Origin of the sequence: Christensenella minuta, assembly GCF_003628755.1 — a bacterium.
Classification (GTDB): Bacteria; Bacillota; Clostridia; order Christensenellales; family Christensenellaceae; genus Christensenella; species Christensenella minuta.
In genome coordinates this window covers 2139534-2153550 of record NZ_CP029256.1, presented here as the reverse complement: position 1 = coordinate 2153550, position 14017 = coordinate 2139534, and the positions used below count along the sequence as shown (strand labels likewise).

Annotated in this window: 15 protein-coding genes; 10 read left to right on the top strand and 5 right to left on the bottom strand. The window is 53.6% G+C overall.

Annotation, left to right across the window (positions count from 1 at the left end; genetic code table 11):
- The first annotated feature begins 81 nt into the window (after positions 1–81).
- Entirely contained in the window at positions 82–585 is a 504-nt protein-coding gene (locus B1H56_RS10320) for a DUF4190 domain-containing protein (protein ID WP_066519349.1), read from the top strand.
- 132 nt (positions 586–717) lie between these two features.
- On the opposite strand, the gene B1H56_RS10315 is transcribed toward B1H56_RS10320, so the two are convergent.
- Positions 718–1557, bottom strand: coding sequence for a prepilin-type N-terminal cleavage/methylation domain-containing protein (locus B1H56_RS10315; RefSeq protein ID WP_082770997.1), 840 nt, complete (start codon positions 1555–1557; stop codon positions 718–720).
- 145 nt (positions 1558–1702) lie between these two features.
- On the opposite strand from B1H56_RS10315, the gene B1H56_RS10310 reads away from it, so the two are divergent.
- The 6 genes from B1H56_RS10310 to B1H56_RS10285 all read left to right on the top strand — a co-directional run bounded on the left by B1H56_RS10310 (position 1703) and on the right by B1H56_RS10285 (position 8616).
- Positions 1703–2344 carry a redox-sensing transcriptional repressor Rex gene (locus B1H56_RS10310; RefSeq protein ID WP_330383173.1) on the top strand — a complete coding sequence of 214 codons (642 nt, stop codon included), beginning with the start codon at positions 1703–1705 and terminating at the stop codon, positions 2342–2344.
- Positions 2341–2733, top strand: a complete 393-nt coding sequence (locus B1H56_RS10305) for a secondary thiamine-phosphate synthase enzyme YjbQ (protein WP_066519343.1) — start codon at positions 2341–2343, stop codon at positions 2731–2733. Before B1H56_RS10310 ends, B1H56_RS10305 begins: the two co-directional genes overlap by 4 nt.
- A 29-nt stretch (positions 2734–2762) precedes the next feature.
- Positions 2763–4661 (top strand): VanW family protein, encoded by a 1899-nt coding sequence (locus B1H56_RS14985; RefSeq protein WP_066519337.1) that lies wholly within the window; start codon positions 2763–2765, stop codon positions 4659–4661.
- A 246-nt stretch (positions 4662–4907) separates the two neighbouring features.
- Positions 4908–6539: a VanW family protein gene (locus tag B1H56_RS10295; protein WP_066519335.1), complete on the top strand. Its 1632-nt coding sequence runs from the start codon at positions 4908–4910 to the stop codon at positions 6537–6539.
- Positions 6540–6683: 144 nt separating this feature from the next.
- Positions 6684–7895, top strand: coding sequence for an elongation factor Tu (tuf, locus tag B1H56_RS10290; protein WP_066523778.1), 1212 nt, complete (start codon positions 6684–6686; stop codon positions 7893–7895).
- A gap of 268 nt (positions 7896–8163) precedes the next feature.
- On the top strand, positions 8164–8616 hold the full coding sequence (locus tag B1H56_RS10285; protein ID WP_066522729.1) for a hypothetical protein: 453 nt from the start codon (positions 8164–8166) through the stop codon (positions 8614–8616).
- Between the two features lie 57 nt (positions 8617–8673).
- Here B1H56_RS10285 and B1H56_RS10280 read toward each other — a convergent pair whose 3' ends face one another.
- Together B1H56_RS10280 and B1H56_RS10270 are read right to left on the bottom strand one after the other, a co-directional pair.
- A complete protein-coding gene (locus tag B1H56_RS10280) occupies positions 8674–9465 on the bottom strand; it encodes a ZIP family metal transporter (protein ID WP_066522728.1) in 792 nt (263 codons plus the stop codon).
- 337 nt (positions 9466–9802) lie between these two features.
- Positions 9803–10135 (bottom strand): helix-turn-helix domain-containing protein, encoded by a 333-nt coding sequence (locus tag B1H56_RS10270; RefSeq protein WP_066522725.1) that lies wholly within the window; start codon positions 10133–10135, stop codon positions 9803–9805.
- A 191-nt stretch (positions 10136–10326) separates the two neighbouring features.
- Between B1H56_RS10270 and B1H56_RS10265 the strand changes: the two genes are divergently transcribed.
- Positions 10327–10608: a hypothetical protein gene (locus B1H56_RS10265; protein ID WP_066522723.1), complete on the top strand. Its 282-nt coding sequence runs from the start codon at positions 10327–10329 to the stop codon at positions 10606–10608.
- A gap of 63 nt (positions 10609–10671) precedes the next feature.
- Here B1H56_RS10265 and B1H56_RS10260 read toward each other — a convergent pair whose 3' ends face one another.
- Complete coding sequence (locus B1H56_RS10260; protein ID WP_066522721.1) at positions 10672–11958, bottom strand: hypothetical protein; 1287 nt, start codon at positions 11956–11958, stop codon at positions 10672–10674.
- 243 nt (positions 11959–12201) lie between these two features.
- A complete protein-coding gene (locus tag B1H56_RS10255) occupies positions 12202–12552 on the bottom strand; it encodes a NifB/NifX family molybdenum-iron cluster-binding protein (RefSeq protein WP_066522720.1) in 351 nt (116 codons plus the stop codon).
- A 491-nt stretch (positions 12553–13043) separates the two neighbouring features.
- Between B1H56_RS10255 and rpsJ the strand changes: the two genes are divergently transcribed.
- Both rpsJ and rplC read left to right on the top strand, forming a co-directional pair.
- Positions 13044–13352: a 30S ribosomal protein S10 gene (gene rpsJ / locus B1H56_RS10250; RefSeq protein ID WP_066522718.1), complete on the top strand. Its 309-nt coding sequence runs from the start codon at positions 13044–13046 to the stop codon at positions 13350–13352.
- Positions 13353–13378: 26 nt separating this feature from the next.
- A complete protein-coding gene (rplC, locus tag B1H56_RS10245; protein WP_066522717.1) occupies positions 13379–14008 on the top strand; it encodes a 50S ribosomal protein L3 in 630 nt (209 codons plus the stop codon).
- The last annotated feature ends 9 nt before the right edge of the window (positions 14009–14017 follow it).

Sequence of the window (14017 nt, the reverse complement as noted above, 5' to 3'; positions counted from 1 at the left end):
AAAATCTTAAGAATATACCTTTGATAATGCACTGTAAATGTGTTATAAATAAAGGGAATACAAGAAGGGAGCATATCAAATATGATTTGTGAAAAATGTCATCAGGAGTACGACGGCAATATGACCGCCTGCCCCTATTGCGGAAACGCTTCCCAGCAGCCGCAGCCGGAACAACCGCAATATCAGCAGCAGCCGCAGCAGCCGCAGCCGGAACAACCGCAATATCAGCAACAGCCGCAGCAGTCCTACCAGCAACAGTCCTACCAGCAGCAGTCTTATCAGCAGCAGCCGCCCCAGTATCAGCCGCAGTATGCGCAGCAGCCGCAGGGCGGAGCGAAAGGGATGTCCATTGCGGCAATGGTCTGCGGGATCATCGGCCTCGTTCTCTGCTGGATTCCGTTTGTCGGCCTCATCATTAATGCAATGGCAATTATCTTCTATATCCTGTCAAGGAAAGAAACGCCGAACGGCATGGCAACGGCAGGCCTCGTCTGCGGAATTATCGGCCTTGTGGTCGCCCTTATTATGACGATATTGGTCGGTGTGGTCTGGAGTGCCGTAACAAGCCCGTGGTATTGGTATTGATATAACGATCATTTTCTGCGGAAGTGGAAAACAGTATGCAAACAAAAAAGCCTCCCGCTGTGCACAGCGGGAGGCTTTTTGCGGCTGAGTGGGGGCAGGACCTTTACGCAGCGGTTTAGGGAACGGTGGGATTTACGGATCCTGCTGCCAGAAAGCCTCGGAGGTGTTGAGGTACTTGACCTCGTCCTTATTGTCGATCAGCTTGGTCGCTACCTGCCCCGTGCCCGTAGCCGTCGCGCTGTCATCCAGTACGGGACTGCCGTCCGCGCCGGACCGGAACACATAGCGGGTGGCCGCGATTCTGTCACCCGAAGAATGATTGCCCAGCGAATCGAACACGTAAACGTAATACTCGTTTTTTCCATTTACGGTTTGGCGGTATACACGGAAATCGTATTGGTCGGCCTGGTCCTGCGGAATATTCAGCAGCTCCGCCAGATCCCGGCGGATGGCGGTGCCAAAATTCGTGCCGGTGGAATCCAATTCTTTGGAAGACGGACGGTCTTTGAAATAATCGGCAAAGGCTTTGTCCATCAGGTCCTGCACATGGTCATTTACAATCTCGACGGTGCTTTTCGCGGTATTGCCGTTCTGGTGGATACTGCATGAAACCGTCCATGTATCTCCGTCTTTTTTCAGGGAGACCGTTCCTCCGGCGGGGCAGATTTTGCCGGGCGGCAGGCTGTTTTGGGAAAGGAACTGTGCGGCCTCCGTCTCATCAAGTCCATGAAGGGCCGTTTCCGAAAGCAAGAGGCGCTTTGCGGTCGCGCGGTTGGCAAGGCATGTGCTTTCCTGCGCCGTGGAGATATAACCGATCAGTCCGGGAATTAGAATAGCTGCCAATATCGCAAGGATGGCAATGACAATAATAAGCTCGACCAGTGTAAATCCCCGTGTTCTTTTCCGCCTGCGCATGACGATCTCCCTTCTCTCTGAAACCTGACTGAAAATATCTTGTTTTAAATGTAGCATTTTTTTGAGGTTTTCTCAATCCATAATCGTGGCGCGGCAGCGCAAAATATGAAAATGTGAAATAATTGCAAATTTTTTTCACACAAGAAAGTCTGCGTGTAGTATAATAAAATAGAATATATGTATGATTACGGGAGGTGCGTCTGTGAGTGAAAAGATTTCACCGGCGGTAATTCGCCGTCTGCCAAAATATTACCGGTATCTGGAAGAGCTTGAAGGCAAGGGGATCGACAAAATTTCCTCGTCCCAGATGAGCTTGGAAATGGGCCTCAACGCATCGCAGATCCGCCGCGACCTCAACTGCTTCGGCGGTTTCGGCCAGCAGGGGTACGGATACAGCGTCGGAAAGCTTAAAAAAGAGATATCCCATATTTTGGGCCTTGACCAGCGGTACAATGTCATCATCATCGGCGCAGGGCGGATCGGCCAGGCGCTGATGGGCTACAAAAATTTTATGCTCGAGGGATTCAATGTGGTGGATATCTTTGATAACGACCCGCTTAAGGTGGGAACGGAGATCGAAGGACGCGAGGTGCAGAATATTGCGATGCTGGATTCTTACCTGAAGGACAAGAGCATCGATATCGCCATTATTTGTACGCCCAAGGAATATGCGCAGCAGTCCGCGGACCTTCTGGTAAGCTTTGGTATCAAAGCGGTCTGGAATTTCGCGCCGGCGGACGTAGCGGTGCGCCGCGGGGTGGCGGTCGAAAACGTACACCTTTCGGACAGCCTTTATGTGCTTTCCTATAAACTGAAAGAGAAGATTAAGGGAACGGGGATATGAAAACGATTGAACTCCAAACGTATAAAAAAGAGGCTTTTGTGAACATCACGCGCAGCGTGCGCGAGGAAGTCCTGCGGAGCGGGCTGCGCGAAGGGATCGTGCTAGTGCATTCGCCGCATACGACGGCCGGGGTGACGATTACGGAAAACGCCGATCCGGATGTATGTGCGGACATGATCCATGCCCTGGACGCAATGGTGCCCCAGATTTCTTATCGCCATGCGGAGGGGAATTCACCCGCGCACCTGAAGACCATCATCGTAGGAAATAACGTCAGCGTGCCGGTAAAGGACGGAGAGCTTTGCCTTGGAATCTGGCAGGGAATTTATTTCTGCGAGTTTGACGGGCCGAGAAACCGCCAATATACCATCACGACGAGTTCCAAATAGAATTGATAGAAACCATGAAAGGGTAATTTATGTCCAGGGAATTAGGAAACAACGAAGAAGAAAACAGGAGGCATACGGCGCGCAAGATCGGGGAAGAACCCGCGCAGGATGCACCTGAAACGGGAAACGCTGCCGCCGTCGGGGAAGGCGCGCAGCCCGAAAGCATGATAGAGCCGGAAGATGCGCCGGCGGCAGACGTATCGGCGTCAGGCGCAGGGCCGGAGGCGGCGGACGAGGAGACGGCGGAAGCCGCGGCGCAGCCGGAGCTGAACTGTGAAACGTGCAGCGAGCCCGGGGACCAGCGGACGTTTGGGAAAAATAAACTGGAAGAACCGCTTCGGGTAGAACGGGAACGGAAACCGTGGAGCACCAAAAAGAAGGTGATCCTGATCGTGATAATCGCCGCCGTGGCTGCCGCGGCCGTGCTCACTTATTTTTTTCTGGGGCAGAGCCGCGGGCTTGCGGGCGACGACCTCCGGCAAATCATGGACAACGGCACGTTTTATGAAGGCGTCTCCATAGAAGGGGTAGACCTTTCGGGAAAAACAATAGACGAAGCGCGCCCGGAAATCGAGACCAAGGTAGACGAAGCCCTGAAAGATGTTTCGATTGATTACAAGGTCAACGAAGACACTTATACGCTTACCAGCGCTGAGCTTGGCGCGAAAGCGGATGTGGACGAAGCGCTCAGGACGGCGATGCTTTACGGCCGTGAAGGAACCTTTGCGCAGCGCAGTCAGGCTATCGAGACTGCCAGGATGCAGGGCGTGGAGATCGAGATGCCATTTTCGTACGACCAGGCTACGATCCTCGCATCCATTCAGGCAAACGACGAAAAGATCAACATTCCGGCTCAGAATGCTTCCGTGGTCATCAACAAACAGGTTGACGAAGACAAGCTGTTTACGGATGCCGGGATCGACTATAAAGAATCCGTAACAGGACTTGAGGTTAACGGCCAGGAGCTTGCGGATGCGGTGTATGCCCAGCTTGAACAGAATAATTTCGAGCCTGTGACGGCAAACACGCAGGTGACGCAGCCCGAACTTACGATCGACCAGATCAAGGACGAATATGCGGTCATCGGCGATTTTTCCACAAAGTACGCGTCCTCCGCTTTCGGACGGCGGTATAATATCTGGAAGATGGCGGATATCATCAACGGCGTGGAAATACTGCCGGGAGAGACATGGTCCATCAACGAGGAAGCCGGCCCGCGTACCTATTCGCGTGGCTGGAAGGGAGCGCCCGGAATCTCGGACGGCGAGTATAAGGAAGAAGCGGGCGGCGGCATTTGCCAGGTATCGTCCACTTTATACGGTGCAGTACTGCGCGGCGAGGTGGAAGTGGTCGACCGTTCGCATCACTCGTGGCCGCTCGATTATGTGCCCGGGGGCCTCGACGCGACGATCTCCACAGGCGCGCCGGATTTTGTAATCAAGAACAACTATGACGTGCCCATCTATATCATTGCGAAATGCGACGGCGAAGGAGCGAAGACCATACAGGTACAGATCTACGGGCCGAAGTTTGCGGACGGCCTTACGCGCGAGTTCACCTCCGAGCTGATCGGCACCTTCGGGGGCGGCAAGGTCAATTATATCGACGACCCAAGCCTGCCTGCCGGTACGGAACAGACGATTATCAAGGAGCACATTGGTAAGAAATACCAGACTTATAAGCACTACTACGATGCGGACGGCAACGAAGTGAAGGTCGAGAAATTCAGCGTCGAAACGTACGATAACAAACCAGCTAAGGTAAGGCGCGGTACGGGCACGGTAACGCCGGAAACCCCGGTAACGCCGGATCCGACGCCAACGCCAACGACGCCGGAAACCCCGGTAACGCCGGACCCGACGCCAACGACGCCCGAGCCCCCGGCAGTGCCGGAAACCCCGGCAACCGATCCCGCCGCGGGCGCATAAAAGCATATTGCGGAAAGCCGCCTTCTGACGAGGCGGCTTTTCTTTTCGGCCCGGCGGCGGACGGCAATATTTTATCGGGCAAATTCGTCCTGTGCGGCGGTACATTTATAGCGGCGCATTTTATGCGCCATAATTTGTTAAAATGATGTAAATAATCGGAAGACCGGTTTACAATATCCGGGTGATGCGTTATATTAATAATATCGTAAAATCAGAGCTTTAAAGAGCAGTTTGGAGAATTGGCGGATGAGGAACTACAAGCCTGTGCGGGGGCGCAGGGTCGTGAATAAAAAGAGGGTCGCAATCTTCGGTGTAGCGGTTGCCGCAGCGGTTATTGCGATTGTTTTTTGTGTCTATATGTTTTCGGATGTGAAGCTGACGGCCGAAGACGAACAGGAGCTTTTCCGCACGGGAACGTTTGTGGAGGGCGTTTCCGTTGAGGGAATCCAACTTGGAGGCCTGACGTACGCGCAAGGCGAAGCAAAAGTAAAGCCCGTTGCGGAAGAGCTGATGAACGATAATAAGATCGAATTTACCGTAAGGGACGAGCAATATTCCTATCCCCTGGCGGACGTGGGCGTTTCCGTGGGATATGAAGACCAGCTTAAGGCGGCTATGCTGTATGGCCGGGAAGGCAAACGCTGGGACCTGATGTTCGGCGAGCCGGAAGCGAAGGATTTTCCGCTGGACTATACCTTTGACGAAACGAAGCTCGTTTCCCGTATCGATACGGACAGTGCCGCCTGGGGCGAGGAAGCGGTGGATGCTTCCTATGCGGTAGATAAAACCTTTGACGAGGACGACCTTACGACAGGCGGAAGCCTTGTCAAGCAAGAACCGAAGGATGGCTGGACGGTCAATGTGGACGAAATCAAGGAGACTGCGAAAAACCAAATCGAAGCAAGGAACTTTGCTCCCTTCGAGGCGCAGGTCGAAGTGATAAAGGGAAGCGCGGAGGCGCCGCAGGGGGAATTGGTGCTTATGGGCTCTGCGACCACAACCGTAAGCGGCAGCGCCGCAAGGAAATATAATGTATGGAAAATGAGCGACATCCTGAACGGCGCGGTCTTTAAGCCGGGCGAGGTGTTCTCGATCAACGATACGGCGGGCGACCGGACGCTGGAATCCGGATGGAAGGCGGCTCCGGGAATCGAAAACGGTACCTATACGGACCAGCCGGGCGGCGGTATCTGCCAGGTTTCGTCCACTATGTATAACGCCGCGCTCAAGGCAGAGATGGATATTGTGGCGCGCGTGCCGCATACCATCATGGCGAAATATGTACCCAAGGGGATGGACGCGACGATCTCCACGGGCGGCCCTGACTTCAAGGTTAAAAATCCGTACGAGTCGAATATGGTAATGATTATCAAATGCAATATCCCGGACTCCAAGCTCACGGTAGAGATTTACGGCCCGGTAGACAGGGACTATTATCTGGAATTCGACCAGAAGCTCACGGGCGAGGAGGCCATGCCCGCGATTCAGTACAAGACGAATTCGGCGCTGGAAAAATACCAGGTGGAACGCACGAAGGTAGGCCAGACATACGAGCAGTATACGATTTATGCGCGGCAGGTAGATAAGGAGACGGATAAACCGATTGGCGACTGGTACGAACTGACCACCTCCACCTACCATGCCATTGCCCCGGTGGTGGAACTTGGCAGCGGTATTCCGCTTCCTGCGGAGGGAACGTCCCTCGAAGAGGTACAGGCACAGGCGGCGGAGCTTAAGGCAGCGGAGGAAGCGGCAAACAATCCGCCGCCGTCGGAAGATCCGAACGCACAGCCAAGCCAGCCTGCGGAGCCGTCTGCGCAGCCGACGGAAACGACCGATCCGGCGGCAGACCCAAGCGCTGTCCCGCAGGCGGGATAAAGCCGCGCGCGGAGCGGGTAAACTGCTTGACAAAAGGCTGTGAAAACCTTAAAATAGTGTAATATAGCGTATTAGGTCAATTGAAATCTAATTTGAGGTAAAAACTTCATTCAACAAAAAGATTTTCGGGAGGAGAAAAAAGCAATGGCAAAGGGTAAGTTTGAAAGAACGAAGCCGCATGTAAACATCGGAACGATCGGGCACGTAGACCACGGGAAAACGACGCTGACAGCGGCGATCACGATGGTGCTGGCAAAGAACGGCCAGGCGGAAGCGACGAAATATGATGAAATCGATAAGGCGCCGGAAGAAAAAGAGCGTGGGATCACGATCAATACGGCCCATGTGGAATATGAAACGGCAACGAGGCACTATGCGCACGTAGACTGCCCGGGACACGCGGACTATGTAAAGAACATGATAACGGGAGCGGCGCAGATGGACGGAGCGATCCTGGTGGTATCGGCGGCGGACGGCCCGATGCCGCAGACGCGGGAGCACATCCTGCTTGCGAGGCAGGTAGGGGTACCGTACATCATCGTCTACATGAACAAGACGGACCAGGTAGACGATCCGGAGCTTTTGGAGCTGGTAGAGATGGAGATCAGGGAGCTGCTTTCGGAGTACGACTTTCCGGGAGACGACACCCCGATCATAAAGGGAAGCGCGCTGAAGGCGCTGGAAGCAGCGCAGGCGTCGGACGACATAGCGGACAATCCGGACTGCCAGAGCATCTTCGAGCTGATGGAAGCGGTAGACACGTATATCCCGGAACCGGAAAGAGACATCGACAAGCCGTTCCTGATGCCGGTAGAGGACGTATTCTCGATCACGGGGCGCGGGACGGTAGCAACGGGGCGCGTGGAGAGAGGGACGGTAAAGGTACAGGACACGGTAGAGATCGTCGGACTGACGGACGAGAAGCGGAGCGTAGTGGTAACGGGCGTAGAAATGTTCCGGAAGCTGCTTGACGAAGCGATCACGGGAGACAACATCGGAGTACTTCTGAGGGGAGTGCAGAGGGACGAGATCGAAAGAGGGCAGGTATTGTCGAAGCCGGGATCGATCCATCCGCATACGCACTTCAACAGCAGCGTGTACGTGCTGAAGAAGGAAGAAGGAGGCCGCCACACGCCGTTCTTCAACGGATACCGTCCGCAGTTCTATTTCAGGACGACGGACGTAACGGGAGTGATCGAGCTTCCGGGTGGAACGGAAATGGTAATGCCTGGGGACAATATCGAGATGGAGATCAAGCTGATTACGCCGATTGCGATTGAAGAAGGACTTCGGTTCGCAATCCGCGAGGGAGGCCGAACGGTAGGCTCTGGGGTTGTATCCGGTGTGATCGAATAAGCGGCACCGCAGATAAAAGGAATGGCAGGCGCCATATTATCCCTTGCGGTGATAAATCAAGCCCATGTATTATCAGAAGCAGGTTAAAGGAGCGGGAGCGAAAAACCGCTCCTTTTGCTGTCACACATCTGTCAATGAACGGGTGTGCTGTAAAGCGGTAAGGGATTGTTGAGCGAACCGGTATTTGATATAGTTACTGACAGGCTGCAAAGTGGGCGGCGGCGAACGCGGAGGCTTTGCAAAATATTTATCACCTAGAGGAGAGAACATGAAGAAAATTGTACTTGTAATGGTAGCGGTGGTGCTATGCGTAGCATTTGCCGCAGGTTGTACGGCACAGACGGCCACTCCTTCAGAGTCCGCTCAGGCAACGGAATCTGCGGAAGCGACGGAATCCGCTTCTGTTGAAGCGTCGGCGGAAGCTCCGACGGCGAACGCAGATTATGCCTCCTGGACGAGCGAAGAATGGGCGGCTGCGTCCGACGGCGACCAGACGGCAGCGGCGGAAGCCCTGCTTCTGGATATCGGAGATTATATGATGGACGGGTATTCCGACCTGGTGGAACAGGCGAAGACGAACGACTCCGTAAAGGAACAGATAGACAGCCAGATAGAGAGCCTGAAGTCCCAGATCAAGACTTTTCTTGACAGCACCCCGGGCGCGACGATCGGCGATCTGGCGGAAGCCAGCAAGCAGGTTGTGAACAGCGGTGCAGAATAAGAAATATAAACTAAAACAGGCCTGTGCGGAAGCGCAAGCCTGTTTTTTGATTTGCTGTTATCCGAGCGCTACGTCGAGGATCATCATGAGGATGAAACCGACCATCACGCCCGCCGTGCCCGAATGGGAATGCTCCCCAAGGTGTGCCTCGGGGATAAGCTCTTCCACCACCACATAGATCATCGCGCCCGCGGCAAAAGCGAGCAGCCACGGCATGATGCCGGAAATAAGGCCGATCAGGGCTACTGCGGCCACTGCGGCAATCGGTTCTACCGCGCCCGACATAGTCCCCCATAAAAAGGCTTTTCCGCGTGTGAGGCCCTCCTGCCGCAGCGGAAGGGCAATGGCCGCGCCCTCAGGCACGTTTTGCAGCGCCATGCCGATGGCGAGCGCAATTGCGGAGGCGAGCGTCACGGTATCTCCGCCGCCCTGCGCCGCGACGGCAAACGCAAGGCCTACGGCAAGTCCCTCCGGGATGTTGTGCAGCGTGACCGCGAACACCAGCATCGTGCGTTTCCCGAGGTGCGCATGGAGTCCCTCCGGTTTGCTGCTGCCCGGATGCTGGTGGGGAAGGAGGTGGTCGAGCGCAAACAGAAACAGGCCTCCGAGCGCGAAACCGCCTGCCGCCGGGATCCACCCGGTCGTCCCCTGCTCCTCCGCCATTTCGATGGCAGGGATCAGCAAAGACCATACGGAAGCGGCGATCATGATGCCGGCGGCAAAACCAAGCATCACGCGCTGTACCTTCGGATTGATTTCGCCGCGGAAAAAGAAGACCGACGCGGAACCCGCCGTGGTCGCCGCAAACATCAGACCCGAGCCCGCAAGGGCAAGCAGGAATGGATTCATAGCTGTCCTCCTTGAAAATAAACGATACCTATTATTCATAAGCCGCACGGCAAGGCGGCAAACCGTTTTCATTAAAAAATCCGCGGCCGTTTTCGCTTTAGCGCCGTAAAGGAGCCGCCTGTTTTGCTGCCTGTTTCTATATTATATAGTTTCTGTTCGGCCTCTGGGTGGGGTTTTTCGCCGCGTAAAAACGCATTCGTGCGGAAAAAGAAGCCGGAGACGGTTTCCCTTTTCTTGATCTGCATAGAAATTTGCATAGTATATTTCCCGTTCTAAAGGCTGAACAGGCGCGTTCAACCGTAGGAACGAAACCTAATTTTTCAGTTCGCGGGAATATTTATTTCTCCGGCGGCAGGTCGAGCGCTGCGCGCGCTAAGTTTCTTGATTTTATAGTAGCGTTTTTATAAGAATCAATAATCTCTTTATAAGGAAGCAAAGCTTTTGCTTCGCGCTCTTTGACAGAAGGATCATTTTCGCCAATCAAAAGAAAATCGCAAGATACACCTAAATACTTCGCTAAGGTAACTACCGTATCGCTCTTGACCTTGGAAGTTGGGCGCGCTTTCCAATTCGTAAATGTGCCCTCGGAAATACCGGTATCTTTATGAATCTGATATGGAGTAATTTTAAAATCCTCCAATATTTTTAATATTCTGTCAGATATTTCCATAGGAAGCTCTTCTCTAAATTATAATTTAGTATTGACACATACATTTAAATGTAGTATACTTAATGAAAAGCAAGCCGTATGAAAAAGTGGCGTTGCTTCCACAGGTAAGCGGACTGGAGTGAGAAGCCGTTTCGCTTACTTGTATTTTGATTTTAGCATAACACATCCGGTTTTACAAGGCGGTGAAAAGGATGCTTGAACCAAACCTGTGCAGGAAATGCAAACGAAAAGGCGACCGGATATACTGTCTTTCCTGCCGTATTGTCCGGAATTCCATTGTAAGGCTGCGCAAAACGCTTTCGGGCGAAGTGCTCGATGAATGCAACAATTTGGTTTGGGAACTGGAAAACCTTTTGGAGATGGAGTACAAATACGGGTATGAAGCGGGCCGTACCGCGGGCGAAGTAGAAACCGCGCCCGGGGAGGTTGCCGCACCCAAATCCTGCAAGATGGAAACGCATTGTTTCCGGTAAAGGAAAAGGCCGTTAAAAACCGTGCCGCAAAGCCTGCGGCACGGTTTTTTGTATAGTGCCTCATTATTCCCCGTAACGCATCGTGTGGAAGGAATATACCTTGGAAATTTCCGCCGGGATATCAAATCCGTTCAAAAGCTCCACAAAACGTTCGCATACGCCCGTGTCGGGGGAACGCTGCGCCACATTCAGCACCAGCTCTCCCCTATAAGAGACGAGCGCGAGGGTGAACGGATTGACCGCCGTGGGCAGGCAGGGATAAAGTTCCTTCACGTGCTGCTCGAGGGAGAAAGGAAGGTCTACCCGTCCCATATTGGTAATGACGTAAGTCGTTTGCTTCGAGGTTTGTTCGATAGATGCGCGTACCAGGCTGCATTTTTCTTCGATGGGAAGGTCTGCGTCCAAAAGCTGGAGCGTTTCCACCGCCGTCCTTTTCGCGTCCCGCGCAAGCTCATGCGCTTGGGTCTGGAAATCGAGCAGTCCTTTTTCAATGTCCAGGATGTCCCCGAAGGATAGGTTTGCCATTTTCTGGTCGTAGGGGATACCCGCGCCCGCAATGAAGCAGCGTGTCGTTTTGCTTGGGAAATACGGGCGCAGGTTCACGGGGACAGAGGCGATCACCGGGCGCTCCTCTTCTGCCGTACAGTGTTTTTCGCGCACCGCGCTCGAGAAGAGCGGGCAAATAAACGTCACCGGGCTCGCCTGGTAGTCCTTCACGATGCCGTGAAGCTTCGAGAAGGGCAGGCGAATCTGCACGACGGTATCCTCGGGATCGCCCTGGGTGGTTACGCCGGGCACGCGGAACGCAGGAACGCGCGGATATCCATTGCCGTCCGCCAGGTCGATCTTCATCACCGCGTCTTCGGCCTCCTCCGCTTCAAATTCCGTATCCGAGGTGCGGATGCCGTCTGCCTCTACCGAAAGTCCCAGGATTCGGAAATAATGGTACAACAGGGATTTCAGGAACGCAAGAAAGCCGATGCCGTCCGCGAGGGAGTGGAACCAGTCTGCGTGGATGGTGTCGTCCTTATAGGTGATGCAAAAGAGGTAACCGTTGGTATCGTCCGTACCCATCGCGCGCACCGTGGTTCCGTCCCCCGGGAAAACGGGAACGGGCAGGTCGATGGGAATATAAAAATAATTCGATTTGTCCCAGGCAAGTCCCACCGCCATTTGCGGGAAGCGCCCGAGGGTTTCCCCGGCGGCTTTTTCAAGCGCCGCACCGTCCACCCGGCGGTCAAGACGCACGGTGAAACGGGGCACGCAGCCGCACGACAGGTGCGAACCGTACAGGTATACCTTCCCGTTCGCATCCAGCGTTAGGGCGGGATTGTCATTTGTTTTCAGCATGGGTTCTATCCTTTCTGTGTTCTGAAAGTCTCGTAATCATTGTATCATCGGGACGTGTCCGAAACAACAAAAACCACCGGGGGAAAAGATTAAAATATGAAAGGGTGCGCCGCCGCAGCTGTTCCGACTCCCGCGTAAATCGCCGTCCGGCCGTGCAGATTACACAGGGCTTAAAATACTCACCCGTGCGCCTTTGAAAGGAAATAAAAAAGGAGCGCGAATGCGCTCCCGGTGGGGCGGTCCTTAGTGGCAGTCTCCCGCATGCTCGTGTTTGCAGCATACCGTGTCGTCGGACACAAGGGAACCGTCGAGGCAGGCCTGTGCGGCATCCGCTGCCGCGCCCTCTGCGCCCGTTACGATGCGGATGCCCTTTGCATCGAATTTTTCCCGCGCGCCCGCGCCCATGCCACCGGAAATGATGACGTCCACGCCGCGTTCCGCCAAAAACTCGATCAGGTTATGGTCGTGACCGGGGCTCTGGATGCGCTCGCTGTGCGTGATTTTTCCGTTTTCGGCCGTAAAGATATTAAAGTCGGAGCAATGCCCGAAATGCCCGGAAACGTTTGAACCTTCGCTTGCAACTGCAATTTTCATGATGATCCTCCTTTGTGCGGCTGCTTGTAAAAAGCAGAAAATTATTTATGAACATATGTTCTTTATCCATTATTTAGCATACCACATTTTTAGCATATGTCAATAATCTGCAAAAATAAAATGCAACCATAATGTGGAAAGGGAAATTTTTCGGGGCCCGCGTTCACTACATCTTGTGCATGTATTTTCTAAAAACCACTATTTTTTAATTTTTTAAAAAAAGCATAAAAAAGTTCGGGAAAGGCCTTGAAATTGCGGATTTGGTCATGTATAATTTAGTACGTTGCGCTATAGGCGTATTTTTGGGATGAGGCGAGAGGTTACCGTAAGCCAGCGGATAGTTCCCGCCGACAAAGGTCCGGGCAGTGACCCGGGCGGCTCCAAAAAGGACAGGACGAAAACGTTCTGTCCCAAAAAAGCAAAGCGACACACCCGGCTATGTGTGTCAGCGAAGGCGGCTCCAGCCGCGACACTTGAAGGAGGAGAAACAAATGGCAAGCCAAAGAATTAGAATCAAACTGAAAGCTTACGACCACAATCTGATCGACCAGAGCGCTCAGAGAATCGTAGACACGGCGAAACGTACAGGCGCGAAGATTTCCGGCCCTGTTCCGCTTCCCACAAGCAAAGAGATCATAACGATCCTGCGGGCGACGCACAAATACAAAGATTCGAGAGAACAGTTTGAAATCAAAACACACAAACGCTTGATCGACATCCTCGAAGCAAACGCAAAGACGACGGACGCGCTGATGCGTCTCGACCTTCCCGCGGGCGTGGACATCGAAATTAAACTGTAAACAAGCGATAAGACGGAGGAGAAAACATGAAAGCTATACTGGGTGAAAAGATCGGTATGACTCAGATCTTCGCAGAAGACGGCAGAGTCGTTCCCGTAACAGTAGTAAAAGCCGGACCTTGCGTTATCGTTCAGAAGAAAACGGTAGAGACCGACGGATATAACGCGGTGCAGGTAGGGTTTGGAGAAGTCAAGGAAAAGAACGTGATTAAGCCGAAAAAGGGACATTTTGCGAAGGTGAAGGCGGTTCCTACGCGTTACCTGCGCGAATTCCGCACAGACGAAGCGGAAGAACTCGAGGCGGGCAGCGAAATCAAAGTGGACGTATTTGAAACGGGCGAGAAAGTCGACGTTTCGGGCATCTCCAAGGGAAAAGGCTTCCTCGGCGTAATTGCGCGATGGGGCCAGCACAGGGGCCCCATGAGCCACGGCTCGCGGTACCACAGGCGCCCCGGTTCCATGGGCGCGTGCGCATCCCCGGCGAAAGTCATGAAGGGCAAACGCCTCCCGGGACGCGGCGGTTTCGATAAAGTGACCGTGCAGAATCTCGAAGTTGTCAAGGTTGACACCGATAAAAACCTGCTCCTCATCAAGGGTGCGGTTCCCGGTGCCAAGGGCGGCCTTGTGACCATCAGAAAAAGCGTTAAGTCGCTGTAAGACCGCTTG